The sequence below is a fragment of the Pseudonocardia sp. UM4_GMWB1 genome, from assembly GCF_017312155.1.
Taxonomy (GTDB): domain Bacteria; phylum Actinomycetota; class Actinomycetes; order Mycobacteriales; family Pseudonocardiaceae; genus Pseudonocardia; species Pseudonocardia alni.
Window position 1 is genome coordinate 5,264,768 of the sequence record NZ_QJPN01000001.1, and the last position, 23,218, is coordinate 5,287,985.

Consider the following 23,218-nt stretch of genomic DNA (forward strand, 5'->3'; position numbering starts at 1 on the left):
GAGCCTAGGATGGCGGGGTGTCCGGGGACCGGCCGGGACCGGGTGCCCCGTCCGGGTCTCCGGAGCGGACCGCGAGCCACCCGGCGGTGACCGCGGCCGCGGCGGCGAGCACCGCCAGCGGGGCGGCGAGCGCCGTCGTCGCGACGAATGCGGTGGCCAGCCACGGCGCGGCGAACCCGGAGTAGGCGGCGGTGTAGAACAGCCCGTTCACCGCGCCCCGCCCGGACGCCGGCGCCAGCCGGCCGACGCGGGTGAGCCCGGCGTTGAGGCAGAGCCCGCCGCCCGCGCCGAACAGCACCCCGGCCACCGCGACACCCGCGACCGCGGCCGGTCCGGGCGGCGCGAGCAGCGCGGTGACCGTCGCGGCGGCGGCCCCGAGGGCGCCCAGCCCGGCCCCGGCGGGCCCGGTGCGGCGGCCGAGGCGGTGCGCGAAGGGCTGCACCAGCGTCCCGGTGCCCAGGGTCAGCGCGGCGAGCAGCCCGGTGAACGCGACCGCGCCGGAGATCCCGGGCAGCAGCAGCGGCAGCACGGTCACCGCGACCGACGGGAACGCGTACACGCACACCGCGGTCGGCACGACCACCCGCACGAACACCCGCCGCGCGGCCGGGGTCAGGCCCGGCCGGGGCAGCAGGCCGCGGGACGGCGGCCCGGCCGGGCGGGTCCCCGTCCCGACGGTGGCGAGCACCGCGGCGACCGCCACCACCACCAGGGCCACGTGCACGAGGTAGGGCAGGGCGAGCGGCAGCGGCCCGGAGGTCGCGAGCAGCCCGGAGGTCAGCGGCCCGAGGCAGAAGCCGGCGGTCTGGGCGACCGACGCCGCCCGCGCGGCCCGCGGCGCGCCGTCCGGCCCGGCGAGGTCCTGCAGCCAGGCGCTGCCCACCGAGAACACCGCACCCGACGCCAGCCCCTGCAGGAACCGGGCCGCGAACAGCAGCCACAGCGCCGACGCCCCGCCGAGGAACAGCAGCGACGCCCCGGCGACCCCGGCGGCGACCGGCAGCAGCACCCGCACCCGCCCGAACCGGTCCGACGCCGGCCCGCCCAGCAGCAGCGACGGCGCCAGCCCGAGCGCGTACACCCCGAAGATCGCGGCGAGCGTGCTCGCCGACAGATCGAGCTCGTCCCGGTAGACCAGCAGCAGCGGGGTCGGGACGTTCGTGCCGAAGGCCGTCGCGAACAGCAGCCCGCAGGCCGCGAGCCACGTCCGGTCCCCCCGGCCTCCCTGCCGCACCGTCGCATCCTGCCAGCCGGGGGTTACCTACCGGTAGCCTCCGCAGCGAGGACCGGCGACGAGGACGGAGTGACGCGACATGGGTGAACCGACGGGGATCGCGGTCGAGGTGGCGGACGGGGTCGCGCGGCTGCGCCTGGACCGCCCGAAGGCGGCGAACGCGCTGCACGAGCCGATGTGGTTCGGGCTGCGCGACGCGGTGCGCGAGCTGGACGCCGACCCCGCCGTGCGGGTCGTGGTGATCAGCGGCAACGGGCGGCACTTCTGCTCGGGCATCGACGTGTCGATGCTGGGCGGTCTGCGCGAGACCGCGTCGGACGACTCGGTGGGGCACGGCGCCGACGCGCTGCGCCGCACCATCCTCGACCTGCAGGACTGCCTCACCGCGATCGAGCGCTGCCGGAAGCCGGTCGTCGCCGCGATCCAGGGCGTCTGCCTCGGGGCAGGCCTGGACCTGGCCGTCGCCTGCGACCTGCGCTACGCGACCGCCGACGCGTCGTTCGTGCTGAAGGAGGTCGACATGGGCCTGGCCGCCGACGTCGGCGTGCTGCAGCGGCTGCCGCGGATCGTCGGCGAGGGTGTGGCCCGCGAGATGGCCTACACCTGCCGGCCGGTGTCGGGCACCGAGGCGAAGGAGCTGCGCCTGGTCAACGGCGTGTACGCCGACGCCGAGGCGCTGGAGGCGGGCGTCGCCGAGCTGGCCGCGTCGCTGGCCGCGAAGTCGCCGCTGGCCCTGCGCGGCACCAAGCACGCGATCACCTACGCCCGCGACCACTCGGTCGCGGACGGGCTCGACCAGATCGCCACCTGGAACGGCGGCCAGCTGGTCTCGGCCGACCTGACCGAGGCCGTCAGCGCGTTCATGGAGAAGCGCCAGGGCGTCTACCGGGACTGACCCGCCCTACCGTCGCCCGACGACCTCCCCGACGACCGCGTACATCCCTGCGGGTGGCTGCCCGTCCTCGGCCCGCCAGTCGCTGACGTCGACCAGGCCCGGTTCCAGCAGCTCCAGCCGGTGCCCGGGCCGGTCGACGAACAGCCGGCGCAGCAGGGCGCGGTCGCGGGAGCGCGCCGGCTGCGCGGTGTCCCGGGTGAACCGCTCGATGGTGCGCATCCGCTCGGCGGTGTGCGGGTCGTCGACGTCGGTGCTGCCGTGCGACACGACGAGCATGCTGCCGGGCCCGAACGCCGTCACGTAGCGGTCGAACAGGGCGCCGAGCAGGTCGTCGTCGCGGACGAAGTGCAGCACCGACACCGCGAGCACGGCGACCGGCTCGGCCGGGTCGAGCAGGCCCGCGACACCCGGCGCGGCGAGCACGGCCCCGGCGTCGGTGAGGTCGGCGGCGGTGATCGAGGCACCGTCCACACCGGTCAGGATCTGGCGGCTCATCGCGACCGACACCGGCTCGACGTCGACGTAGGCCACGCGCGCCGCGGGGTCGGCGCGGTGGGCGATCTCGTGTACCGGCTCGGCGGTCGGGATGCCGGACCCGAGGTCGAGGAACTGGCGCACCCCGCGGTCCAGGCAGGCCCGCACGGCCCGGCCGAGGAAGGCCCGGTTGGCGAGCGCGACCTCCCGGGTGTCGGGCAGGGCGGCGAGCACACGCTCGGCGAACTCCCGGTCGGTGGCGAAGTTGTGGGCGCCGCCGAGCATGTAGTCGTAGACGCGGGCCGGGTTGGGGAGCGTCAGGTCGATCTCGTCCACCGGGTCGGGCACGGGCTCCGGGACGGTCATGGGCGTCACCCTCTCGCCGGTGTCTCCCGGGTCGCAAGTCCCGACAGGACATCGTGCAGCTCCGCCGCGGTGCCGGCGGCGACGCCGGGGTGGCCCGCCAGCGCGAGCAGCCGCGCGACCGCGGGCGCCCAGGCCGGACCGAGCCGGGCGTCGGAGAGCAGCGCGGCGTCGCCGAGGACCTCCGCGGCCGGGCCGCGCCGGACGCGCCCGCGCGCGACGACGGCGACGTCGTCGGCCCAGCGGTGGGCGAGGTCGACGTCGTGTGTGGACAGCACGACCGCGGTCCCGGCGCGCTGCAGGTCCGCCAGCACGACGACGAGCTCCTCCACCCCGGCCGGGTCCAGGCCCGCGGTCGGCTCGTCGAGCACCAGCACCCGGGGCCGGACGGCGAGTGCCCCGGCGATCGCGACCCGCTTGCGCTGCCCGAACGACAGCCGGTGCGTCGGCCGGTCGGCGAGGTCGGCGATGCCGACGGCGGACAGCGCGTCGTGCACCCGGGCGTCGACCTCGGTCTCGTCGAGACCGAGGTTGAGCGGGCCGAACGACACGTCCTGCGCGACGTCGGCAGAGAACAGCTGGTCGTCGGGGTCCTGCAGGACGAGCTGGGCGGACTCGCGCAGCCGCACCAGCCCGCGGCGGGTGCGGCGGACCGGCTCGCCGTCGAGCAGGACCTGCCCGGCCGACGGGGCGAGCAGCCCGAGCAGCAGCCGGAACAGGGTGGTCTTGCCGCCGCCGTTGGGGCCGAGCACCGCGAGCCTGCGCCCCGGGTCGACGACGAGGTCCGCCCCGTCGAGCACGACCGGGCCGTCCGGGTAGGCGAAGACCAGCCCGCGGGCCTCCAGGACCGCGGTCACGGGACGACCACCAGGGCCAGTATGGGCACGGCGACGAGCAGCACCGTGCTCGCCGCTACGAAGGCGGGCGAGACGGTGCGGGCGGGTACCCGGACGCGCAGCGAGCCGTCGTAGCCGCGGGAGGCGAGGCCGGCCTCGAGGCGGCGGGCACGGTCGAAGGCGCGGACGAACACGGCAACGCCCTGCCCGGCCAGCGACCGGAAGGTGGTCCGCCGCGTCCGGAATCCCATCCGGAGGGACTGGGCCTCCCGGACCGCGGTCAGCGAGTCCAGCAACAGGAACAGCATCCGGTAGACGAGCAGGGTGATCTCCAGGACGGCCGGCGGCACCCACCGCAGCCGGGGCAGGGTGTCGGCGAGCGGCGTCGTCGCGGCGAAGAGGATCAGGCAGGTCACCGTCGCCAGCGAGCGTCCGACGAGAGCGGCCGCCCGGGCCGGCCCGCCCGGCGCGAGCGCGAGCCACGGATCCCCGCCGACGGTCACCAGCAGGGGCAGCGCCCCCACGATCACGAACCCGAGGGGCAGCGCGAGCAGCCGCAGCGCGGTCCGCCACGGCACCCGGGCCCCGCCCAGCAGCAGCGCCAGCGCCGCGGTACCGGTCAGCACGGCCCCCGGCCACGGTGGGAGCGCGACGGCGAGCAGCAGCAGCCCCAGGGCGAGGAACGCCTTCTCCCCGGGGTGCCGGGATCGCCAGCGGTTGGCGTGGGCGGTCTCGTCGATCAGCAGCATCAGCTCTGCCGCGCGGCCTTCTCCCGGCTGCGGGTGCGGGCGACGCCGATGCAGTAACCGAGCACGCCCGCGCCGGCCGCGGCCTGCATCGCGAAGATGCCGGACTCGATCTCGCCCGACGGCGGCTCCCACACCGGGCTGAACCACGGCCGGTAGCCGGTGGCCTCGATGGCCTCGCCCGCCTGGCCGTCGGACCCGGCGTACTCGCCGGGCACGAACAGCACCGGCACCGCGAACAACGCGACGACGGCGACGACCAGCAGGATGTTCACGACGGTCGAGCGGCTCACGCCGACGCCTCCTTCTCCGGGCCCTGTGCGGTCGCGGCCGGGGCGGGGCCGCCGGTGTCGGTTCCCGCGGCCGGGCGCAGCACGCCGAGGCGGCGCAGCTCGTCCGGGGTGATGCGCACGAGCAGCCGCACGACGAGCACGGTCAGCAGCCCCTCGGCCACGGCCAGCGGGATCTGCGTGATCGAGAAGATCGATGCGAAGGTGACGAACGCTCCGCCGAACCCGGAGGTGGGGTCGGGGAACGCGAGCGCGAGCTGCGCGCTGGTGATCGTGTAGGTACCGAGGTCACCGAGGAAGGCCGCGGCGAACACCGCGGGCCCCAGCGAGCCCCCGATCCTGCGGACCACGATGTAGGCGCCGTAGGCGATCCACGGCCCGGCGATCGCCATCGAGAAGGCGTTGGCGCCGAGCGTGGTGAGCCCGCCGTGGGCGAGCAGGACGGCCTGGAAGAACAGCACCACCGTCCCGAGCAGGGCCATCACCGGTGGTCGGAACAGCACCGCGCCCAGCCCGGTTCCGGTCGGGTGCGACGACGACCCGGTCACCGACGGGATCTTGAGCGCCGAGAGAACGAAGGTGAACGCGCCCGCCGCGGCGAGCAGCAGCTTGGTGTCCGGGTCCTCCCGCACGCGGCGCACCACGGCGCGGGCGCCGTGCACGACGAACGGCGCGGCGACGACGGTCCAGGCCGCCGCGTGCAGCGGCGGCAGATACCCCTCGGCGATGTGCACGGGCGAACGCTACGGCCACGTCGTTCGATCGTGCAAGCCTGAACATCCGGTCAGGTGTGCAGGCTCTGACACACGGCGGCGCCCGGACCCGGCCGGGTCCGGGCGTCGCCGGTGGCTGCGGTGTGCCGTCAGAGGCGCAGGCCGTTGGTGTGGTGCACCTCGGCGGGGCGCTCGGCGGTGGCCTTGTGCTCGGCCGCGGCGGCCAGGCGGCCCGCCTCCTGCTCGGCCTCGCGACGTCGGTTCTCCCGCTCGGCGGGCGTGGTCTCGGGCGTACCGACCCCGCTGCCCGGCCGGCCGGCGACGACCTGCTCCTTCGCCAGCCTGCGGGCCTTCTTCTCCGCCTTCGCGGCGGCGTCGCGCTTGGCGACCTTCTCCAGCCGCGCGGCCTTGGCCTTCCGGGCGGCCTTCTTCTCCGCGGCCGCGGCCTTCTCCTGCTCGGCCCGCTCGGCCTTCGCCTGCTTGCGGGCCTTCTTCTCGGCCTTCTCGGCGGCGCGGACGGCCTTCTCGGCGTCCTTCTCCTCCTTGCGGCGGGCCTTCTTCGTGTCGGCCTTCGCGGCCTCGACGGCCTTCCGGCCGCTCTTCCCGTCCTTCTTGCCCTTCTTCGCGTCGGCCTTCTTCCCGGCCTTCGCGTCCTTCGCCGACGGGCCCGACGTCCCGGCCTCCCGGGCCGAGCCGGCGGCACCGGCCGCGGTCAGCGCGGCCTGCTGCGCTGTCGCGGCGGCCCGCTCCGCCCTGGCGGCCGCCACCTCGGCGCGCCCGGCGGCCGCGGCCGCCGAGCGCTCCGCCTGCTTGCCGTCACGCTCGGTGGCGAACGTCTTCTCCTGCACGGCCATGCCCGGTTCCTCTCCTGTCGTCCCGACCGGCGGCACGGCGCGGGACCGGTCGGTGGGAGCACCGACCGGCCGTGGAAACGCGGGTGACGGGTCGCGGGACGACGGTCTCGCTGATGTCTCGGTATGCGCCACACCGTGGCCCGGTGGACGGACGACGGCGTGCGCGGAACACGACAGGGTGCCCCGGAAGACCGGTGGGGAAACGCGCAGGTGACGGCGAGGTGATCCGGCCCGGTCCGGTTGCCCCGGTCGGACCACCACGGCCACCCGGTCGTCGTAGCGGGCGGGCGTCAGCCGGCCTCGGGGACCCCGTCGTGGTGGGTCTGCTCGTCGGCGAGGTGCCCGCGCAGGGTCACCAGGGTCCGGGCGAGCAGCCGCGACACGTGCATCTGCGAGAGCCCGACCTGGGCGGCGATCTGCGTCTGGGTCTGGTTGCCGAAGAACCGCAGCATGAGGATGGTCCGCTCCCGCTCGGGGAGCTTGCGCAGCGCGGGACGCAGCGACTCGCGGGCCTCGACCGCGTCCATCCCGGCGTCGATGCCCCCGACGATCTCGCCGAGCGGGTTGTCGGTGTCGCCGACGAGCTGGTCGAGCGAGTCCGACCGGTAGGAGTCCTGGGCCTGCAGCCCCTCGATGACCTCCTCGCGGCTGATGCCGAGGTGCTCGGCGAGCTCGGAGACCCGGGGGGCACGGCCGTGCCGCGAGGCCAGCTCCTCCTGGGCGCGGGTCATGCGGCTCTGGATGTCCTTGAGCCGCCGCGGCACGCGCATCGACCAGGTGCGGTCGCGGAAGTACCGGCGGATCTCCCCGGTGATCGTGGGGACGGCGTAGGCCAGGAACGGGGTGCCCTGGCCCGGGTCGAACCGGTCCAGCGCGTTGATCAGCCCGATCGTGCCGACCTGCTCCAGGTCCTCGACGGGCTCGCCGCGGTGCCGGTAGCGCCCGGCGATGTGCCGGACCACCGGGTGGAAGCCCCTCGCCAGCTCCGAGCGCAGCCGCTCCCGCTCCGGGTCGTCGGGTCCGGCGGCGGCGAAGGCGTGCAGGGGCGCGAGGAGGTGGGCGTACTCGTCGGGACGGGCGTCCACGGTCTCGTGGGCGTTCCCGGCGGCCTCGTCCACGGGGTGCCCGGGACCGGTGTGCACGGTCCCGACGTGCCCGCTCGTGCCGTCCACCGGGTCCCCCACCGTGTCGTCGGCCCGCGACGCCTCGGCTCCCGCGGCGTCCGTGCTCGGCTCAGCCATGCCGTCTCCGCGGCCGGCGATGATCGACTGTCATCACCGACCGACGGTAGGCCGGGTGGCGCGGGCCCGCATGTCGAACGTCGCGTGACCTGGTCAACTGTCGATCGACGGTCACTCCGATGAGTTTCACGGCGACGTGGTGGGTACTGCTCTCCCATGTCCCCGACTCTGCGTGTCGAGCTGCCCGTCGAACCCGGGTCGGCAGGCCGCTCCCGCCGGGAGACCGGGAGGTGGCTCGCGTCGCTGTGCGGGACCGACGAACAGTGCCCGACCGTGCAGGATCTCGTCCTCGCGGTGAACGAGGCCGTCTCCAACTGCATCGAGCACGCCTACGGGACCACCGGCCCGGGCGGGGACGCGACGGTCCTGCTGCGCGGTGACGCCGAGGGGTACCGGGTGCGGATGGAGGTCAGCGACCGCGGGCGCTGGCGCGACCCGCCCACCGACCCCGGCCACCGCGGACGGGGCATCGGGATGATCGAGGCGGTCGCGGAGGACGTACGGGTGGTGCCGGGTCCCGACGGGACCACCGTCTCGTTCCAGGGGCGGATCGGCCGCTGTCCGGGGCTCTGCGTCCCGGCGTCCTGACCCGTCCCCGCTCCCGGGGACCCCTGCAACGACAGGGTCGCCGCACCCCACGCCCGAGGGCGGGTGACGGCGACCGGTTCTCATCGGGCCCGATCCGGCTGCGGACCGGGCGTGGTGGTGCGGTGGTCAGTCCCGCATGGAGGCGGACGGGTCGTCGGACCGGTGTCCGCGGTGTCCCGCGCGGGCGACGGGGGTGTAGCGCCCGTCGTGGCGGGCCTGCTCGCTCTCGGGGTGGGGCCAGGTCGTGTTCGCGTGCTGCGTGCTGCTCTCACTCATGGACACAGAGTGCCCACCGGACGTTCCGGGCAAGCGGAGCGCAGGAGTCGGCTCGGTAACACCTGCGCCCCGCCCGGGTGAAGTCGCCCGCCGGTCAGCCCGTCTTCGTGAGGCTCTTGATCGAGGACAGGATGTCCTGCACGCGCTCCTTGGCGTCGCCGAACAGCATCTGGGTGTTGTCGCGGAAGAACAGGGGGTTCTGCACTCCCGCGTAGCCGGTGGCCATCGACCGCTTGAACACGATCACGTCCTTGGCGTCCCACACCCGCAGTACCGGCATCCCGGCGATCGGTGAGCCCGGGTCCTCCGACGCGGCCGGGTTGACCGTGTCGTTGGCGCCGATCACCAGCACGACGTCGGTCTCGGCGAGATCGTCGTTGATCTCGTCCATCTCCAGGACGATGTCGTAGGGCACCTGGGCCTCGGCGAGGAGCACGTTCATGTGCCCGGGGAGCCGCCCCGCGACCGGGTGGACGCCGAAGCGCACGTTCACGCCGGCGTCGCGCAGTGAGCGGGTCAGCTCCGCCACCGGGTACTGGGCCTGGGCGACCGCCATCCCGTAGCCGGGGGTGATCACGACGCTCTCGGCGTTCGCGAGCAGCTCGGCGACGCCGTCGGCGTCGACCTCGCGGTGCTCACCCTCCACCGCGGCGGCCGCCGAGGAGGTGGCGCCGAAGCCACCGGCGATGACCGAGACGAACGACCGGTTCATCGCCTTGCACATGATGTAGGACAGGTAGGCACCGGAGGACCCGACGAGCGCGCCGGTGATGATCAGCAGGTCGTTGCCGAGGAGGAAGCCCGCCGCCGCGGCGGCCCAGCCGGAGTACGAGTTCAGCATCGACACCACGACCGGCATGTCACCGCCGCCGATCGAGGCGACCAGGTGCAGGCCGAGCAGCAGCGCCAGCACCGTGAGCACGGCCAGGATCCACATCTGCGGCGAGAGGACGAAGACGACCGTCAGCACCGCGAACGCCACGAGCGCGCCGAGGTTGAGGACGTTCTTGCCGGGCAGCATCAGCGGCGCCGACTTGATCTTCGCCGACAGCTTCAGGTAGGCGACCACCGAGCCGGTGAAGGTCACCGCGCCGATGAAGACGCCGACGGCGACCTCGGCGTGGTGGATGCCCAGCAGCGAGCCCTCGAGCTGCAGGTGACCGGACTCGACCTCGAGGAAGCCGTTCCAGCCGACCAGCACCGCGGCGAGGCCGACGAAGCTGTGCATGAGCGCGATGAGCTCGGGCATCCCCGTCATCTCGACGACGCGGGCCCGCCAGAGCCCGATCGCCCCGCCGACGACGACGGCGACCAGCAGCAGGGCGACGCCCAGCCCGGACGCCTGGCCGAGCGCGACGACGGCCGTGGCGACCAGCGCGATCGTCATGCCGGCGATGCCGAACAGCACACCGGAGCGCGATGTCTCGTGCCTCGACAGCCCCGCGAGGCTGATCACGAACAGGATCGCGGCGATCAGGTACGCCGCAGTGGTCCACGTCTGCACGGCTCAGCTCCTCGTGAACATCTGCAGCATGCGGCGGGTCACCGCGAAGCCACCGACGATGTTGATGGCGGCGAGCAGCACCGCGACCGCGGCGAGCCCGATGACCAGGGCGTCGCCGCCCGTGCCGATCTGCAGGATCGCGCCGACGACGATGATCCCGGAGATCGCGTTCGTGACCGACATCAGCGGCGTGTGCAGCGCGTGGTGCACGTTGCCGATGACGTAGAAGCCGATGACGATCGCCAGCACGAACACCGTGAGGTGCCCGGCGAGCTCGGCCGGGGCCAGAGCCGTGACCGCGAACAGCGCCAGCGCGCCGACGATCCCGGCGGCGAGACCCGCGTACGGGGAACGCGGCTTCTCCGGCTCCTTCTCCTTCGGCTCCTCGGCCGGCTGGGCGGCGGGCGCCGCGCTCACCGTGACCTCGGGCGGCGGCCAGAGCGTCTCCCCCGCGTGCGCGGTGGTGATGCCGCGGACCACGGTGTCGTCGAGGTCGAGCGCGAGCCGCCCGTCCTTCTCCGGGGTCATGAGCTTGAGCAGGTTGAGCACGTTCGTGCCGTAGAGCTGCGAGGCCTGCGCGGGCAGCCGGGCGGCCAGGTCGGTGTAGCCGACGACCGTCACGCCGTGGTCGGTCACGACGACCTCGCCGGCCACCGAGCCCTCGACGTTGCCGCCCTGCGAGGCCGCCATGTCGACGACCACGCTGCCCGGGCGCATGGACGCCACGTCCGCGGCGGTGATCAGCTTCGGCGCGGGGCGCCCCGGGATCAGCGCGGTGGTGATGATGATGTCGCAGTCCGCGGCCTGCTCGGAGTAGATCTCGGCCGCGCGCTTGTCGTAGTCCGCCGAGGTGGCCTTGGCGTAGCCGTCGGTGGAGGCCTCCTGCTCGACCTCGACCGCCAGGTACTCGCCGCCGAGCGACCGCACCTGGTCGGCGACCTCGGAGCGCGGGTCGGTGGCCCGCACGACCGCGCCCAGGCTGTTGGCCGCGGCGATGGCGGCGAGCCCGGCGACGCCCGCCCCGGCCACGAGCACCTTCGCCGGCGGGACCTTGCCCGCCGCGGTGACCTGACCGGTGAAGAACCGGCCGAACACGTGGGCCGCCTCGATCACCGCCCGGTAGCCCGCGATGTTGGCCATCGACGACAGCACGTCCATCGACTGGGCCCGCGAGATCCGCGGCACCGCGTCCATCGACAGGGCGGTGACGCCCTGGGCGGTGAGCGCCTCGGTCCGCTCGGCCTCGAAGCGCGGCGCGAGCATGGCGATCAGCACGGCCCCCTCGCGCAGCTTGCCGATCTCGTCGGGCTCCGGGGCGTTGATCCGCACCACGATGTCGGTGTCCCAGACGGGACCGTCGACGACGTCGGCACCGGCCTCGGCGTACGCCTCGTCGGTGAACCCGGCACGGGCACCCGCCCCGGACTCGACCGTGACGGCGTAACCGAGGCCGACGACCTTCGCGACCGTCTCGGGGCTCATCGCCACGCGGGTCTCGGGCTCCGCCTCCGCGGCCACACCGATCCGCATCGCCGGTCCCGACGGGTCAGGGCTGTCGCTCATGCACTCTCCTCGATCTCGCGCGCGCTCCGTCGCTCACGCTGGTCGCGGGCCTTTCGGAAGGTAATGCCGGAACCGGGCGTGTGCAGTCACGACTGCGTCACAGGCCGGGATTCCACCCCTTCGACCGGGCAGGCGGTGCCGGGCGGGAGCGTATCGCGACGATCGGGCGTGCGGACCCGTCGTCGGGGGAGGTGGCGGGCCCGCCCCTGATCAGGATGGTCCTCCGGAGCGGAGCCCAGAGCCGCTCCCCGACACGACGCCGACCGATGCGGCCACGTCGTGGTGTTCGCCTGGCTGGTCCCGCTGCTGCCGTCCGCGACGACGCATCCGGCGCCGGTTATGCCGCCGTTCGTCCTGGGCCACGTCGTGGCGCAGGCCGTGGTCGCGGTCGTGCCCACCGTCCGGGACCACCGGGTACGACCGAGCGGGATGTGAGGGGCGTCGATGCCCTCGAGGCAGTACGGTCCCCTTCGGACCGACAAAAAAGCCAGGACCGGAGTCCTGGCTTTTCGTATCGGGTGGAGCTGAGGGGATTCGAACCCCTGACCCCTTGACTGCCAGTCAAGTGCGCTACCAGCTGCGCCACAGCCCCTTGCGACATGAAGAACACTACACGGGCCGGTCTCCGGCCCGGAAAGGGGGGTGCCCCTCCCGGAGCCGACACCTACCGTCGGCCCCGTGCAGCCCTCTGACATCGGACGACTCGTCACCCTCGGCGCCCCCGCGGTGTCCCCGGACGGCACGGTCGTCGCCGTCGCGGTCCGCCGCGTCGACCTCGGCGCCAACCGGTACCGCACTGCGATCTGGCTCACCCCGACCGACGGGAGCAGCCCACCGCGCCGGCTGACCGGCTCCGAGCACGGCGACTCCTCCCCCGCCTGGTCGCCGGACGGGACGAGGCTGGCCGTCGTCACCGGGCGGGAGGGCGGCGGCGCGCAGCTGCGGGTGCTGCCGATCGGCGTCCCGGGCGAGCCGGTGGTGGTCTGCGAGCGTCCGGAGCCGGTGTCCGAGCCGGTGTGGTCGCCGGACGGCACGCGGATCGCGTTCGTGTCCCGGGAGCGGGCGGCCCGCTGGGCCACCGGCGACGACGACCGGGCCCGTGAGCCGCGCCGGATCGACCGGCTGTTCAGCCGGCTGGACGGGGAGGGCTGGATCATCGACCGCCCGTCGACGGTGTTCGTCGTCGACGCCGGGGGCGGCGACCCGGTGGCCGTCGCGGGCGGGCCGTACGAGCACTCGTCGCCCGCCTGGTCGCCGGACGGGCGGACGCTGGCCGTCGTCGCGGACCGCGAGCCGGACTGGGACCTGGACGAGACCGCGCGGATCTACCTGGTCGACGCCACGGGTGGCGGGGGCGGGCCGCGGCGGCTCACCCGCACCGGGCGCCACCACACGCACCCGTCCTGGTCGCCGGACGGCACCCGGCTGGCCACCCTGGCCTCCGACGACCACCTGGCGTCCCCGGCGCACGCGTCGCCGGCGGTGGTCGACGTCGCGACCGGGCGGGAGGACGTCCTCGCGACCGGTGTCGACCGCACCTGGCGGCCGTTCCCCGGCGCCCGCGCCCCGATCTGGGACGACGGGCACCTGCTCGTGTCCTGCGAGGACCGTGGCGGGGTCCACCTGTACCGGGTCGCGGCCGACGGCGCCGGAGCGGGCACCGCGCAGGCGCTGCTGACCGGCGATCGGGCGGTGACCGCCTACGACCGCGCGGGCGGGACCACCGTCGTCCTGGTCACCGACCACGACCACCTCGGCGAGCTGCACGTCACCGACGACGGGTCGCTGCGCCGGCTCACCTCGCTGACCGAGCCCTTCCACGACGCCGTGCCGCGCGGGCGGACCCCGGTGCGGCTGGCCGTGCCGTCCCCGGCCGGGGACGGCGACGTCGACACCTGGGTGCTGCTGCCGGACGAGCCCGCCACCGGCGACGGCGGGCGGATCCCGGTGCTGCTGTCGATCCACGGCGGCCCGATGACCCAGTACGCCGACGCCTGGTTCGACGAGTTCCGGCTGTGGGCGGGCGCCGGCTACGCGGTCGTCTGGTGCAACCCGCACGGCTCGACCGGCTACACCCAGGACCGGGTCCGGTCGATCCGCAGCCCGCTGGCGCAGACCGCGCCCGGGACCGGCTGGGGCGGGATCGACGCCGACGACGTGCTCGCCGCGCTCGACGGCGCCCTTGCCGCCTTCGACCGGCTCGACCGGGACCGGGTGGGCGTCCTCGGCGGGTCCTACGGCGGCTACCTCACCTCGTGGCTGGCCGCCCACCACTCCGCCCGGTTCGCCGCCGCGTGCAGCGAGCGGGCGGTGAACAACCTGGAGTCGCTGGACTGGAGCTCCGACGCCGCCGGGTGGTTCGGCCACGAGCTGGGCCGCTCGCTGCTGGACGCGCCGGAGGAGTACCGGCGGATGTCCCCGCTGCACCACGTCCGCGGCATCGACGTGCCGATGCTGATCCTGCACTCCGAGGACGACCTGCGGTGCCCGGTCGAGCAGGCCGACGCGCTGTTCGTCGCGCTGCGGCTGCTCGGGCGGCCGGTGGAGTACTGGCGGTTCCCGGAGGAGGGCCACGGGATGTCGCGCGACGGGTCGCCGCGCCACCGCGTCCAGCGGGCGCAGATCGTCCTCGACTTCTTCGGCCGGCACCTGGGCGGGCGCAGGCCGGAGGAGGTCCCCGCCGGCTGAGCTGCGACGCTCAGCCGGCCCGGCTGCGCCCGTCCTCGTCGTCGCCCAGGTCCTCGATGTCGACACCCTGGTCGTCGGTCTCCGGGCCGACGGACCGCGGCGCGCCGTCGACGGCCCGGACCGGCTCGCCGACGGGCTCACGCAGCCGTCGCAGGGCGGGGTCGCCGGCCCAGAACTCGTCGAACCCGTGCTCGGCGAACCGGTCGGCGACGCGGTGGATCGCGATGTCGTGACGCACGTAGAGGTGCGCGAGCAGCACCGCGGCCGGGTCGTCGGTGTAGAGGCCCCAGGTGCGGTCGGCGGTGAGCCCCCCGATCACGGCCTGGTCCCGGTCCGCGACGACGATGAGCATCCGCCGGCCGAGGTTGTCCTCGACCGCCGACGGGGCCGAGTAGCGGTGCTCGGTGTGCCAGCCGACCGGGTCGTCGTCGGCGCCGAAGACGACCGTGGCCACGTCGACGCCGTGCTCCTCGGCCCGGCGGATCGTGGGCTTGAGCGCCTCGACGTCCTCCGGCCAGCCGAGCACGTACAGCTCCGAGCGGGCCGCGGCGGCGACGTCCTCGGCCCGTTCGAGAAGCATCCGGCGCTCGGTCAGCGAGTGCACCAGCCGCACCTGCGGTGGCGCGGTCAGCCGCGGGATCTCGTTCTGCAGGATGCCCAGCGTGCGGTCGAAGTCGCGGCGCATCCGCTCCAGCAGCGTCGCGGGCGGCAACGGGACGTAGCCGGTGCCGTCGGCGGCCCGCACCTCGAACGCCGCGCCGCGGCCGACGAGCTTGCCCAGCGTCTCGTAGACGGTGCTGCGCGGCACCCCCGACCGCTTCGCCACCTCGTAGCCGTTCACCGCCTCGCCGGCACCGACCAGGGCGACATAGGCCTTCGCCTCGTACCCCGACATGCCCAGCCGTTGCAGTTCTTCCGTCACCCGCCGCACGGACATTGCGAGATCATCTCACTCATTCGGCACCGTCCCGCGACGTGGTGCCGCGGCCCCGTCGCACACGACGGTCTCCCTATGATCGGTTGCGGACGACGGATTGATACGTCCGGATCCGCACCATCATCACAATCGAGGACCCGGAGCGCGCGCCACACCGGCCCGCATCGCCGCGTCCGCCTCACGCAGGATCTCGCGCATCGCCGCTCCGGCACCCGCCGGGTCACCGGACCGGACGGCGTCGGCGACGTCGCGGTGCAGACGGATCGCGTCGGGCTCCGGCCGGCTGGGCATCAGGTGGTGCCGGGTGCGCCCGGCCAGCACCTCGGCGACGACGTCGCCCAGCGCGGCCACCATCTCGTTGCCCGAGGCCGCGAGCAGCGTGCGGTGGAACACGACATCGGCCTCCAGGTAGGCCAGCAGGTCTCCGGACCGCCCGTGCACGGCCATGTCCATCACCGCGCCGACGAGCACACCGCACTGCTCGGGAGTGGCCCGGTCGGCGGCCAGCTCCGCGGCCAGCGGCTCCACCCCGCAGCGCAGCTCGGACAGCGACCGCAGCTGCTCGTCGCGGCCGGGACCGTCCAGCCGCCAGCGGATCACCCGCGGGTCGTGCACGTTCCACTGCTCCCGCGGGGCGACCGTCGTGCCGACCCGGCGCCTGCTGCGCACCAGGCCCATCGACTCCAGTACGCGCACGGCCTCCCGGACGACGGTGCGTGACACGCCGTAGCGCGCGACCAGCTCCTCGGCCCGCAGGACCTCGCCCGCCCCGATGGTCCCCGCGGCGATCGCAGTACCGAGCCGGTCCAGGACGTCCCCGTGCAGACCCTCCGGTGCGCCACCCACGCCCCGAATCGTGCCACTGCATGGGCCCGGCGACACGATACGACCATACCTGAACCGATTCGGTGTTGAAAAAGTACTACTAATAACCGACGCTGGTCCCACCACGGTCCGGGTAGTCCCGGTCCGCGTGCCGATGCCGCCACACCCGTGAGGAGCCGATGCAGTGACGCACCAGCCGGCGACACAGCAGCCACCACCCCACCCGCTCGTCGTCGTGATGGGGGTGTCCGGCTCCGGGAAGTCCACCGTCGGCGCCGCCCTCGCCGACGCCCTCGGTGTCCCCTTCACCGACTCCGACGGCCTGCACCCGGCCGCGAACGTCGCGAAGATGGCCCAGGGGATCCCGCTCACCGACGCCGACCGCGAGCCCTGGCTCGACGCCGTCGGCGCCCGGCTGGCCGAGCACACCGGCACCGGGCTCGTCGTCGCCTGCTCGGCGCTGCGCCGCGCCTACCGCGACCGGCTGCGCTCGCACGCGCCGTCGACGGTGTTCGTGCACCTGTCCGGCGACGCCGCCGTGCTCGCCGAGCGCATGGGCGGGCGCTCCGGGCACTTCATGCCGACCGCGCTGCTCGACTCCCAGCTGGCCACCCTGGAGCCGCCGGCCGCCGACGAGGCCGCGACGACGCTGGACATCCGCCGGCCGGTCGACGAGATCGTCGCGGGCGCCGTCGCCGTCGCCGTCACCGGGCCGGAGGTGGCCCCGCGATGACACTGCACCCCGCACTCGTCCTGGCCGCGGAGCAGGCCCAGCCGGTCGCCTCCGCCGGTCGCCTGGTGACCGCCGCGCTGGTGGGCATCGTCGCGCTGGTCCTGCTGATCACGCAGTTCTCGCTGCACCCGTTCCTCGCACTGACCATCGGCTCGCTGCTCGTCGCGGGCGTGGCGGGTATGTCGATGGGCGACGCCGTGGAGGCCTTCTCCGACGGCTTCGGCTCCACCGCCGCGAGCGTCGGCACGCTGATCGCGCTGGGCGCGATGTTCGGCAAGCTGCTCGCCGACTCCGGCGGCGCCGACCGGCTGGTCGACACGATCGTCTCCCGCTCCGGCCCGCGGACGCTGCCGTGGTCGATGGCCGCCGTCGGCGCACTGATCGGCCTGCCGATGTTCTTCGAGATCGGCCTGGTCATCCTGATGCCGGTCATCTTCCTGGTCGCGCGCCGCGCCCAGGTCTCGCTGATCGCCGTCGGCATCCCGGCACTGGCCGGGCTCTCCGCCATGCACGGCCTGGTCCCGCCGCACCCCGGCCCGCTCGCCGCGATCGGCATCCTCGACGCCGACCTGGGCATCACCCTGGCCCTCGGCGTGCTCGTGTCGATCCCGGTCGTCGTCCTGGCCGGACCACTGTTCGCGAAGGTCGCGGCCCGCTGGGTCGACGTGTCCCCGCCGGCGCTCTTCGAATCCCGGGTCGCGGCCGGGACCAGCACCCCGTCCGGCGGATCGGCCGGTGCCACCACCGGCACCGACCCGGACACCGGCTCCGGCAGCGGCTCGGGCGGCGACGCCGTCGTCGATCGCGACGCCCCGGACGGCGGGCCCACCCGGCGCCCCGGGTTCGCCGCCACCCTGCTCACCGTGCTGCTGCCGGTCGTGCTGATGATGGGCAAGGCCGTCGGCGACATCGCCGCACCCGAGGGCAACCCGGTACGCGCCGCGCTGGACTTCGTCGGTACCCCGCTGGTCGCGCTGCTGCTCTCGGTGCTGGTCGCGATGGTCACCCTCGGCACCGGATCCGGCATGAACCGTGCCGGGATCATGGGCTCGCTGGAGCGGTCGCTGCCCGCCATCGCCGGGATCGTGCTGATCGTCGCCGCGGGCGGCGGGTTCAAGCAGACCCTGGTCGACACCGGGATCGGCGCGATGATCGCCGGCTGGGCCACCGGCGCCGGCATCTCCGCGCTGCTGCTGGGCTGGCTGGTCGCGGTGGCGATCCGGCTCGCGACCGGGTCGGCGACGGTGGCGACGGTGACCGCCGCGGGCATCCTCGTCCCGCTGCTGCCGACGCTCGACCCGACCCAGACCTCGCTGCTGGTACTGGCGATCGGCGCGGGCTCGCTGTTCTTCTCCCACGTCAACGACGCCGGGTTCTGGCTGGTCAAGGAGTACTTCGGGCTCACCGTCGGCCAGAACATCAGAACCTGGTCGATCATGGAGACCGTCATCTCGGTCTCCGGCCTGGTCCTGGTGCTGGTGATCGACCTGGTGATCTGACCCCGCTCAGACGACGACGCCGGCCCGGGTCGCCGGGTCGGCGCCGGTCGTCCGGCCCGGCCCGGCGACGTCACGGGCGGTGCGGGCCAGGCGCCGTACCGCCTCGGCCGCCACCGGACCGGGGTGGGTGAAGGGCACCCGCAACCGGTCGGTGAACGCGTGCCCGGCCCCGAACCGCGGGCCGGGCGCCAGCACCAGGCCGTGTCGCGGGGCGGCAGCGGTCAGCGCCGTCGAGACGTGCGCACCGAGGTCGCACCACAGCGCCAGCCCGCCGTCGGGGACGGTGAAGCGCCAGTCCGGCAGGGCCGCGGCGAGCTCGGCGACCAGCAGGTCGCGCCGGGTGCGCAGCACCCCGACCCGTTCGGCCCGCAGCACGTCGAGCCGCTCCAGCACCTCGACGGCGACGAGCTGCTCCAGTACCGGCAGCGCCAGCTGGGCGCGGGCCAGCCGTCGTCGCATCCGGGCGGCCCGCTCGCGGCCGGCCCGGATCCAGCCGATCCGCAGCCCGCCCCAGGCGATCTTGCTCAGCCCTCCGACGGTGACGACGTCGTCGGGACCGGCGGCGTGCGCGGCGCACGGCAGCGGCCCCGTGGCGCCCTCGCGCAGGTCCAGCTCGGCGAAGGTCTCGTCGACCAGGGCGACCGTGCCCTGGCGGGCGAGGCGCTGCACGAGCCGGGCGCGGGCGCCGTCGTCGAGGAGGCGGCCGGTGGGGTTCTGGAAGTCCGCCATCAGGTACGCGACCCGCGCCGCGGTCTGCCGGGCGGCCCGCGGCAGCACGGTCTGCGGGGTCGCGTCGGCGCCGTCCCCCGACACCGGGACGGCGACCGCCCCCGCGTCGGAGACGACGTCGAGCGCCGACGGGTAGGTGGGGTGCTCGACGAGCACCCGGTCGCCGGGCCCGGCCAGCTCGGCGACGACGATCCCGATCGCCTGCAGCGCCCCGCCCGTCACGACGACCTGCTCCGGCCCGGTCGGGAGCCCCCGGGCGGTGAACCGGTCGGCGATCGCGGCCCGCAGCGCGGGCAGGCCGTCCGGGCCGTAGCCGTGTCCGGCCAGCTCCGCGGCGCCCCGTTCGACGGCGCGGGCGACCAGGTCGGGCAGCACCGCGGGCGCGGCGGGCGCGGCGTGGGCGAGGTCGATCGTGCCGCAGTCCACCGGCCCGGGCGCCCAGACCCCGTCGACGCCCCCGGTGCGGTCCGGGAGCCGCACCCAGGTGCCCGCCCCGTGCCGGGCGTCGGCCCAGCCGTCGTCGCGCAGGTCGCGGTAGGCGCGGGCGACGGTGACCCGGCTGACCCCCAGCGCCTCGGCCAGCGCCCGCTCCGCCGGCAGCCGGGTGCCCGACGGCAGCTTGCCGTCGCCGGTCAGCACCCGCACCGCGTCGGCCAGCACCCGGTACGCCGGGCCGCGCCCGCCGTGGACGTCACCGCACAGCGCGGCGAGGCGCTCCGCCCCGACCCCCTGCGTCATTCCCGATCCACTTTCGCTCGAGTGGCACGGTGACGACAGGCCACCGATCGAGGCAGCATGCCATCTCGTGACGATCGACAGCTCCCGCTGGTCGCTGCGGATGCCGCGGCGCACCCGGCGGCTCACCCAGCTCGTGGCCGGCCTGGTCGCCTACGCGGTCTCGATGGCGCTGATGATGCGCGCGGCCCTCGGCTCGATGCCGTGGGACGTGTTCCACCAGGGCGTCGCCGGTCGTACGGCCCTGTCGGTGGGCGCGGTGACCGTGGTCGTCGCGGTCGGGGTGCTGCTGCTGTGGATCCCGCTGCGGGAACGACCGGGGCTGGGGACGGTGGCGAACGTCGTCGTCATCGGGGCCACGGTGGACACCGCGCTCGCGGTGCTGCCCGCCCCGGAGGCGCTGTGGCTGCGGATGGCGTACGCCGTCGCCGGGATCGTGCTGAACGCGGCGGCGACGGCGGCCTACATCGGGGTCGGGCTGGGGCCGGGCCCGCGGGACGGGCTGATGACCGGGCTCGCGGCCCGCACCGGCCTGTCGGTGCGGCTGGTGCGGACCGCGATCGAGGTGACGGTCGTGCTCGTCGGGTGGGCGCTCGGCGGTGTCTTCGGCCCGGTGACGGTGGTCTACGCACTCGCCGTCGGGCCGCTGGTGCAGTGGTTCCTGCCGCGCTTCACCGTGGGTGCGGTCAGCCCGTCACCCTCGACAGCCAGTCCCCGTTGCTCAGATCCATCTTGACCCCGTTCACCATCACCGTCGGGGTCCCGAAGCGGCCGCCGGGCGCCACCGCCGGGTCGGCGACGGCCGCCTCGGTCGCGTCGGCGATCGCCTGGGTGTTCGCCTGGCGGGTGACGCAGCCCGCGAAGTCCCCCGTGGCCCCCAGCTCGGTGCCGAGCGCGGTCAGCTCCTGCACCGTCTTGCCGGCACTGCCCTCGGCGGGCTGGTCGGCGTACAGGCGGGAGTGGTAGGCGGGGAAGATCCCGGCGTCGGCGGCGCACAGCGCGGCGTTGCCGGCGCGGGTCGAGTAACCGGGCGGGGTCGAGCGCTCGTCGAGGATCACGATGTGGTGGTAGTTGATCTTCGCCTTGCCCTCGTTCACCGCGGTGGTGAGCTGGTTCCCGACACCGCTCTCCAGCTGTCTGCAGGCTGGGCAGAGGTAGTCCTCGTAGAGGTCGACGGTCACCGGGGCCGCCTGGTTCCCGGCCTTCACGACGACGCCGTCGCGGGTCACCGGGTAGGTCGCGACGGTCGCCTTCTGGTAGTTCTGGTACAGCACGTAGACGCCCGTGGCCAGGGCGATGACCAGCACGAGCGCGCCGATCCCGAGGTTGCGACCGAGCCCGCTCGAGGTGCGTGCGGTGCTGATCCCCGCCGCCTGCAGCCGGGCCTGCGCGGCCTGCCGGCGCTCGCGCTCGCTCTGTCCCATCAGTGCTCCTTCGTCGCGTCCGCCGGCGCCCGCCGGTCGTGGTCGTGTGCCGCGGCCCGGTCCCCGCGCCCGTCGAGGGAGAACAGCGTCCGCGGGCGCACCACCAGGTACACCGCGGCCGTGAGGAAGGCGAGGTCGCGCAGCAGGGCCAGGCCGTAGCCGGTGTCGTCGGGGTCGACCGGCCCGCCACCGCCGAAGCAGCCGCAGTCGATCGCCAGCCCGCGCGCCCACGCCTGCACCAGCCCCGCGACGAACGCGAGCAGCAGCACGGTGCCCACCACCGCGGCGAGCCGGGTGGCGAGGCCCGCGAGCAGCAGCAGGCCGAGTGCGATCTCCAGCGGCGGCAGCAGGGTCGCGACCGGCACGACGAGCGCGTCCGGCAGCACCCGGTAGGCGGCGACGGCGACGGCCGTGGTGAACGGCTCGGACAGCTTCACCGCCCCCGACACCAGCCAGACCGCGGCCAGCCCCAGCCGCAGCACGGTGCCCAGCACGTCGAGCGGGCGGCCTGCGGTCACGACCGGGGAGCCTAGCGATCCCGCCGGTTCAGAACTCCTCGCGGGCGGACTCCTGCTCCAGCAGCGCGTCGAGATCGGTCAGCCGCTTCATCGTGGCGACGGCGCGGGCGGTGCGGTTGTTGCCCGCCAGCATCTCCTCGTGGCGGTGCACGAACTGCCAGTAGCCCGCGGTGAAGGGGCAGGCCTTCTCCCCCACCCGCACCTTCGGGTCGAACGCGCAGCCCGAGCACAGGTCGGTCATCCGGTCGATGTAGGCGCCGCCGGAGGCGTAGGGCTTGGTGGCCATCCGGCCGCCGTCGGCGTGCTGGCTCATCCCGATCACGTTGGCGGGCATCACCCAGGCGAACCCGTCGACGAACGCCGTCGCGAACCAGTCGTTGAGCTCCGCCGGCCGGTAGCCACGCTGCATGGCGTGGTTGCCGAGGATCATCAGGCGCGGGATGTGGTGGGTCCAGCCGCGGTCGCGGACCCCGCCCAGGGCGTGCGACAGGCAGTTCGCGGTGACGGCGTCGGCGTCCAGGTCGGTCCACCAGTCCGGCAGCGGGGTGCGGGCCCGCAGGTGGTTGCGACGCGTGTAGCCACGCCCGAAGCGCCAGTACAGCTGCCAGACGTACTCCCGCCAGCCGAGGATCTGCCGGACGAACCCCTCGACGCTGGACAGCCGGGCGTCCCCGTCGTGGTAGGCCTGCTCGGCGGCGTGCACCGCCTCCAGCGGGTGCAGCGCGCCCAGGTTCATCGGCACCGACAGCAGCGAGTGCGCCATGGCCCAGTCCTGCTCCAGCACCGCGTCCTCGTACGGGCCGAAGGTGTCGAGGCGGTGCCGGACGAAGTGCCGCAGCGCCCGGGTGGCCTCCTCGTGGGTGACGGCGAAGCGGCGCGGCCCGTCGTTACCGACCGTGGGGTACCCGGCCGCGTCGAGGTCGGCGCGGACCTGCTCGTCGATCCCGTCCTCGCGGGGTTTCCAGGGCGCCTTCACCTCCAGGCGCTCGGCGCCCTTCGGCGGGGACTCGCGGTTGTCGTGGTCGTAGTTCCACTTCCCGCCGACGGGCTTCTCACCGTCCATGAGCACGGAGAACCGCTCGCGCTGGGCGCGGTAGAACTCCTCCATCCGGAAGGACTCGCGGTCACCGGCCCAGTAGTCGAACTCGTCCTTGCCCAGCGCGAAGGTCGGGGTGGGCCGGACCTCGGTGACCAGACCCTCCTTCACGAAACGGCGCACCATGTCCGAGGCCGGGAACGACGTCGGCTGGTGCACCACCACCGGGCGGCCGACCTGCTCCAGCGCCTCGCGGTAGGTGTCGGTGCGCAGGTAGGTGGCCCGGTCGCCGAGCTGCTCGGCGAGGTGACGCATCCCGGACAGCACCAGGTGCAGCTTCTGGCGGTGGTGGCGCCGCCGGCCCAGCGCCCGGGTGGACTCGACGATCACGATCTCGCGGCCGGCGAACTCCTCGGTGTCCCACACGTGGGGGCCGAGCTGGTCGGCGAACAGCCAGAGCGGAGCCGTGTCATCGGACGACATCGACCCAGTGTCGGGGTGGTCGCACAGCGCCGCG

Annotated in this window: 24 protein-coding genes and 1 tRNA gene; 7 read left to right on the forward strand and 18 right to left on the reverse strand. The window is 74.5% G+C overall.

Annotated elements, in window-relative coordinates; genetic code table 11:
* Nucleotides 1–4: 4 nt before the first annotated feature.
* Entirely contained in the window at nt 5–1,234 is a 1,230-nt protein-coding gene (locus tag DMP15_RS24610) for an MFS transporter (RefSeq protein ID WP_337826499.1), read from the reverse strand.
* A gap of 79 nt (nt 1,235–1,313) precedes the next feature.
* On the opposite strand from DMP15_RS24610, the gene DMP15_RS24615 reads away from it, so the two are divergent.
* Nucleotides 1,314–2,129 carry a crotonase/enoyl-CoA hydratase family protein gene (locus tag DMP15_RS24615; protein WP_337826500.1) on the forward strand — a complete coding sequence of 272 codons (816 nt, stop codon included), beginning with the start codon at nt 1,314–1,316 and terminating at the stop codon, nt 2,127–2,129.
* A 6-nt stretch (nt 2,130–2,135) separates the two neighbouring features.
* Here the strand turns inward: DMP15_RS24615 and DMP15_RS24620 are convergent, their stop codons facing one another.
* The 7 genes from DMP15_RS24620 to DMP15_RS24650 form a co-directional block, all read right to left on the reverse strand.
* On the reverse strand, nt 2,136–2,969 hold the full coding sequence (locus DMP15_RS24620; RefSeq protein WP_161151727.1) for an SAM-dependent methyltransferase: 834 nt from the start codon (nt 2,967–2,969) through the stop codon (nt 2,136–2,138).
* Between the two features lie 5 nt (nt 2,970–2,974).
* Nucleotides 2,975–3,823 carry an energy-coupling factor ABC transporter ATP-binding protein gene (locus DMP15_RS24625; protein WP_337826501.1) on the reverse strand — a complete coding sequence of 283 codons (849 nt, stop codon included), beginning with the start codon at nt 3,821–3,823 and terminating at the stop codon, nt 2,975–2,977.
* Nucleotides 3,820–4,551 (reverse strand): cobalt ECF transporter T component CbiQ, encoded by a 732-nt coding sequence (gene cbiQ, locus DMP15_RS24630; protein WP_161151313.1) that lies wholly within the window; start codon nt 4,549–4,551, stop codon nt 3,820–3,822. Before cbiQ ends, DMP15_RS24625 begins: the two co-directional genes overlap by 4 nt.
* A complete protein-coding gene (locus DMP15_RS24635) occupies nt 4,551–4,841 on the reverse strand; it encodes an energy-coupling factor ABC transporter substrate-binding protein (RefSeq protein ID WP_073576229.1) in 291 nt (96 codons plus the stop codon). Before DMP15_RS24635 ends, cbiQ begins: the two co-directional genes overlap by 1 nt.
* Entirely contained in the window at nt 4,838–5,572 is a 735-nt protein-coding gene (locus DMP15_RS24640; protein ID WP_337826502.1) for an energy-coupling factor ABC transporter permease, read from the reverse strand. Before DMP15_RS24640 ends, DMP15_RS24635 begins: the two co-directional genes overlap by 4 nt.
* Before the next feature lie 128 nt (nt 5,573–5,700).
* The gene (locus tag DMP15_RS24645) at nt 5,701–6,405 is read right to left on the reverse strand and encodes a hypothetical protein (protein ID WP_337826503.1); all 705 of its coding nucleotides are present in this window, start codon (nt 6,403–6,405) and stop codon (nt 5,701–5,703) included.
* A 290-nt stretch (nt 6,406–6,695) separates the two neighbouring features.
* A complete protein-coding gene (locus DMP15_RS24650; protein WP_337826504.1) occupies nt 6,696–7,646 on the reverse strand; it encodes an RNA polymerase sigma factor SigF in 951 nt (316 codons plus the stop codon).
* A gap of 156 nt (nt 7,647–7,802) precedes the next feature.
* Between DMP15_RS24650 and DMP15_RS24655 the strand changes: the two genes are divergently transcribed.
* Nucleotides 7,803–8,234 (forward strand): ATP-binding protein, encoded by a 432-nt coding sequence (locus DMP15_RS24655; RefSeq protein WP_161151900.1) that lies wholly within the window; start codon nt 7,803–7,805, stop codon nt 8,232–8,234.
* Nucleotides 8,235–8,360: 126 nt separating this feature from the next.
* Here DMP15_RS24655 and DMP15_RS24660 read toward each other — a convergent pair whose 3' ends face one another.
* The 3 genes from DMP15_RS24660 to DMP15_RS24670 all read right to left on the reverse strand — a co-directional run bounded on the left by DMP15_RS24660 (nt 8,361) and on the right by DMP15_RS24670 (nt 11,577).
* Nucleotides 8,361–8,510: a hypothetical protein gene (locus DMP15_RS24660; RefSeq protein ID WP_161151901.1), complete on the reverse strand. Its 150-nt coding sequence runs from the start codon at nt 8,508–8,510 to the stop codon at nt 8,361–8,363.
* 94 nt (nt 8,511–8,604) lie between these two features.
* Nucleotides 8,605–10,014, reverse strand: a complete 1,410-nt coding sequence (gene pntB, locus DMP15_RS24665) for a Re/Si-specific NAD(P)(+) transhydrogenase subunit beta (RefSeq protein WP_208819884.1) — start codon at nt 10,012–10,014, stop codon at nt 8,605–8,607.
* A gap of 3 nt (nt 10,015–10,017) precedes the next feature.
* Nucleotides 10,018–11,577: a Re/Si-specific NAD(P)(+) transhydrogenase subunit alpha gene (locus DMP15_RS24670; protein ID WP_337826505.1), complete on the reverse strand. Its 1,560-nt coding sequence runs from the start codon at nt 11,575–11,577 to the stop codon at nt 10,018–10,020.
* A gap of 279 nt (nt 11,578–11,856) precedes the next feature.
* On the opposite strand from DMP15_RS24670, the gene DMP15_RS24675 reads away from it, so the two are divergent.
* A complete protein-coding gene (locus DMP15_RS24675; RefSeq protein WP_161151902.1) occupies nt 11,857–12,012 on the forward strand; it encodes a hypothetical protein in 156 nt (51 codons plus the stop codon).
* Between the two features lie 84 nt (nt 12,013–12,096).
* On the opposite strand, the gene DMP15_RS24680 is transcribed toward DMP15_RS24675, so the two are convergent.
* Nucleotides 12,097–12,169 (reverse strand) — tRNA-Ala (locus DMP15_RS24680).
* An 86-nt stretch (nt 12,170–12,255) separates the two neighbouring features.
* Between DMP15_RS24680 and DMP15_RS24685 the strand changes: the two genes are divergently transcribed.
* Entirely contained in the window at nt 12,256–14,265 is a 2,010-nt protein-coding gene (locus DMP15_RS24685; RefSeq protein WP_337826506.1) for a S9 family peptidase, read from the forward strand.
* Nucleotides 14,266–14,275: 10 nt separating this feature from the next.
* Here the strand turns inward: DMP15_RS24685 and DMP15_RS24690 are convergent, their stop codons facing one another.
* Both DMP15_RS24690 and DMP15_RS24695 read right to left on the reverse strand, forming a co-directional pair.
* Nucleotides 14,276–15,187 carry a TrmB family transcriptional regulator gene (locus DMP15_RS24690; protein WP_337826507.1) on the reverse strand — a complete coding sequence of 304 codons (912 nt, stop codon included), beginning with the start codon at nt 15,185–15,187 and terminating at the stop codon, nt 14,276–14,278.
* A gap of 138 nt (nt 15,188–15,325) precedes the next feature.
* Complete coding sequence (locus DMP15_RS24695; protein WP_161151905.1) at nt 15,326–16,048, reverse strand: FadR/GntR family transcriptional regulator; 723 nt, start codon at nt 16,046–16,048, stop codon at nt 15,326–15,328.
* A gap of 217 nt (nt 16,049–16,265) precedes the next feature.
* Here DMP15_RS24695 and DMP15_RS24700 point away from each other — a divergent pair, with 217 nt between their 5' ends.
* Both DMP15_RS24700 and DMP15_RS24705 read left to right on the forward strand, forming a co-directional pair.
* Nucleotides 16,266–16,760 (forward strand): gluconokinase, encoded by a 495-nt coding sequence (locus tag DMP15_RS24700; RefSeq protein ID WP_161151908.1) that lies wholly within the window; start codon nt 16,266–16,268, stop codon nt 16,758–16,760.
* On the forward strand, nt 16,757–18,259 hold the full coding sequence (locus DMP15_RS24705; protein ID WP_161151906.1) for a GntT/GntP/DsdX family permease: 1,503 nt from the start codon (nt 16,757–16,759) through the stop codon (nt 18,257–18,259). The genes DMP15_RS24700 and DMP15_RS24705 overlap by 4 nt, the downstream gene beginning before the upstream one ends.
* Nucleotides 18,260–18,265: 6 nt before the next feature.
* Here DMP15_RS24705 and yczR read toward each other — a convergent pair whose 3' ends face one another.
* Complete coding sequence (gene yczR, locus DMP15_RS24710; RefSeq protein ID WP_337826509.1) at nt 18,266–19,726, reverse strand: MocR-like transcription factor YczR; 1,461 nt, start codon at nt 19,724–19,726, stop codon at nt 18,266–18,268.
* A 100-nt stretch (nt 19,727–19,826) separates the two neighbouring features.
* Here yczR and yczE point away from each other — a divergent pair, with 100 nt between their 5' ends.
* Complete coding sequence (gene yczE / locus DMP15_RS24715) at nt 19,827–20,459, forward strand: membrane protein YczE (RefSeq protein ID WP_073578397.1); 633 nt, start codon at nt 19,827–19,829, stop codon at nt 20,457–20,459.
* On the opposite strand, the gene DMP15_RS24720 is transcribed toward yczE, so the two are convergent.
* From DMP15_RS24720 to DMP15_RS24730, 3 genes are read right to left on the reverse strand one after another with little or no spacing between them, the layout of a single operon-like run.
* The gene (locus DMP15_RS24720) at nt 20,410–21,147 is read right to left on the reverse strand and encodes a DsbA family protein (RefSeq protein ID WP_161151918.1); all 738 of its coding nucleotides are present in this window, start codon (nt 21,145–21,147) and stop codon (nt 20,410–20,412) included. The genes yczE and DMP15_RS24720 overlap by 50 nt on opposite strands.
* A complete protein-coding gene (locus tag DMP15_RS24725) occupies nt 21,147–21,665 on the reverse strand; it encodes a MauE/DoxX family redox-associated membrane protein (RefSeq protein WP_073578371.1) in 519 nt (172 codons plus the stop codon). The genes DMP15_RS24720 and DMP15_RS24725 overlap by 1 nt, the downstream gene beginning before the upstream one ends.
* A gap of 28 nt (nt 21,666–21,693) precedes the next feature.
* Nucleotides 21,694–23,184 carry a cryptochrome/photolyase family protein gene (locus DMP15_RS24730; RefSeq protein WP_337826510.1) on the reverse strand — a complete coding sequence of 497 codons (1,491 nt, stop codon included), beginning with the start codon at nt 23,182–23,184 and terminating at the stop codon, nt 21,694–21,696.
* Nucleotides 23,185–23,218: the final 34 nt, after the last annotated feature.

Excerpts from the sequence above, each read along its gene's own strand:
- DMP15_RS24615 (WP_337826500.1), top strand. The coding sequence starts at position 1,314 with ATGGGTGAACCGACGGGGATCGCGGTCGAGGTGGCGGACGGGGTCGCG.
- DMP15_RS24620 (WP_161151727.1), bottom strand. The coding sequence starts at position 2,969 with ATGACCGTCCCGGAGCCCGTGCCCGACCCGGTGGACGAGATCGACCTG.
- cbiQ (WP_161151313.1), bottom strand. The coding sequence starts at position 4,551 with ATGCTGCTGATCGACGAGACCGCCCACGCCAACCGCTGGCGATCCCGG.
- DMP15_RS24645 (WP_337826503.1), bottom strand. The coding sequence starts at position 6,405 with ATGGCCGTGCAGGAGAAGACGTTCGCCACCGAGCGTGACGGCAAGCAG.
- DMP15_RS24650 (WP_337826504.1), bottom strand. The coding sequence starts at position 7,646 with ATGGCTGAGCCGAGCACGGACGCCGCGGGAGCCGAGGCGTCGCGGGCC.
- DMP15_RS24655 (WP_161151900.1), top strand. The coding sequence starts at position 7,803 with ATGTCCCCGACTCTGCGTGTCGAGCTGCCCGTCGAACCCGGGTCGGCA.
- DMP15_RS24660 (WP_161151901.1), bottom strand. The coding sequence starts at position 8,510 with ATGAGTGAGAGCAGCACGCAGCACGCGAACACGACCTGGCCCCACCCC.
- DMP15_RS24670 (WP_337826505.1), bottom strand. The coding sequence starts at position 11,577 with ATGAGCGACAGCCCTGACCCGTCGGGACCGGCGATGCGGATCGGTGTG.
- DMP15_RS24700 (WP_161151908.1), top strand. The coding sequence starts at position 16,266 with ATGGGGGTGTCCGGCTCCGGGAAGTCCACCGTCGGCGCCGCCCTCGCC.
- DMP15_RS24705 (WP_161151906.1), top strand. The coding sequence starts at position 16,757 with ATGACACTGCACCCCGCACTCGTCCTGGCCGCGGAGCAGGCCCAGCCG.
- yczR (WP_337826509.1), bottom strand. The coding sequence starts at position 19,726 with ATGACGCAGGGGGTCGGGGCGGAGCGCCTCGCCGCGCTGTGCGGTGAC.
- yczE (WP_073578397.1), top strand. The coding sequence starts at position 19,827 with ATGCCGCGGCGCACCCGGCGGCTCACCCAGCTCGTGGCCGGCCTGGTC.
- DMP15_RS24720 (WP_161151918.1), bottom strand. The coding sequence starts at position 21,147 with ATGGGACAGAGCGAGCGCGAGCGCCGGCAGGCCGCGCAGGCCCGGCTG.
- DMP15_RS24730 (WP_337826510.1), bottom strand. The coding sequence starts at position 23,184 with ATGTCGTCCGATGACACGGCTCCGCTCTGGCTGTTCGCCGACCAGCTC.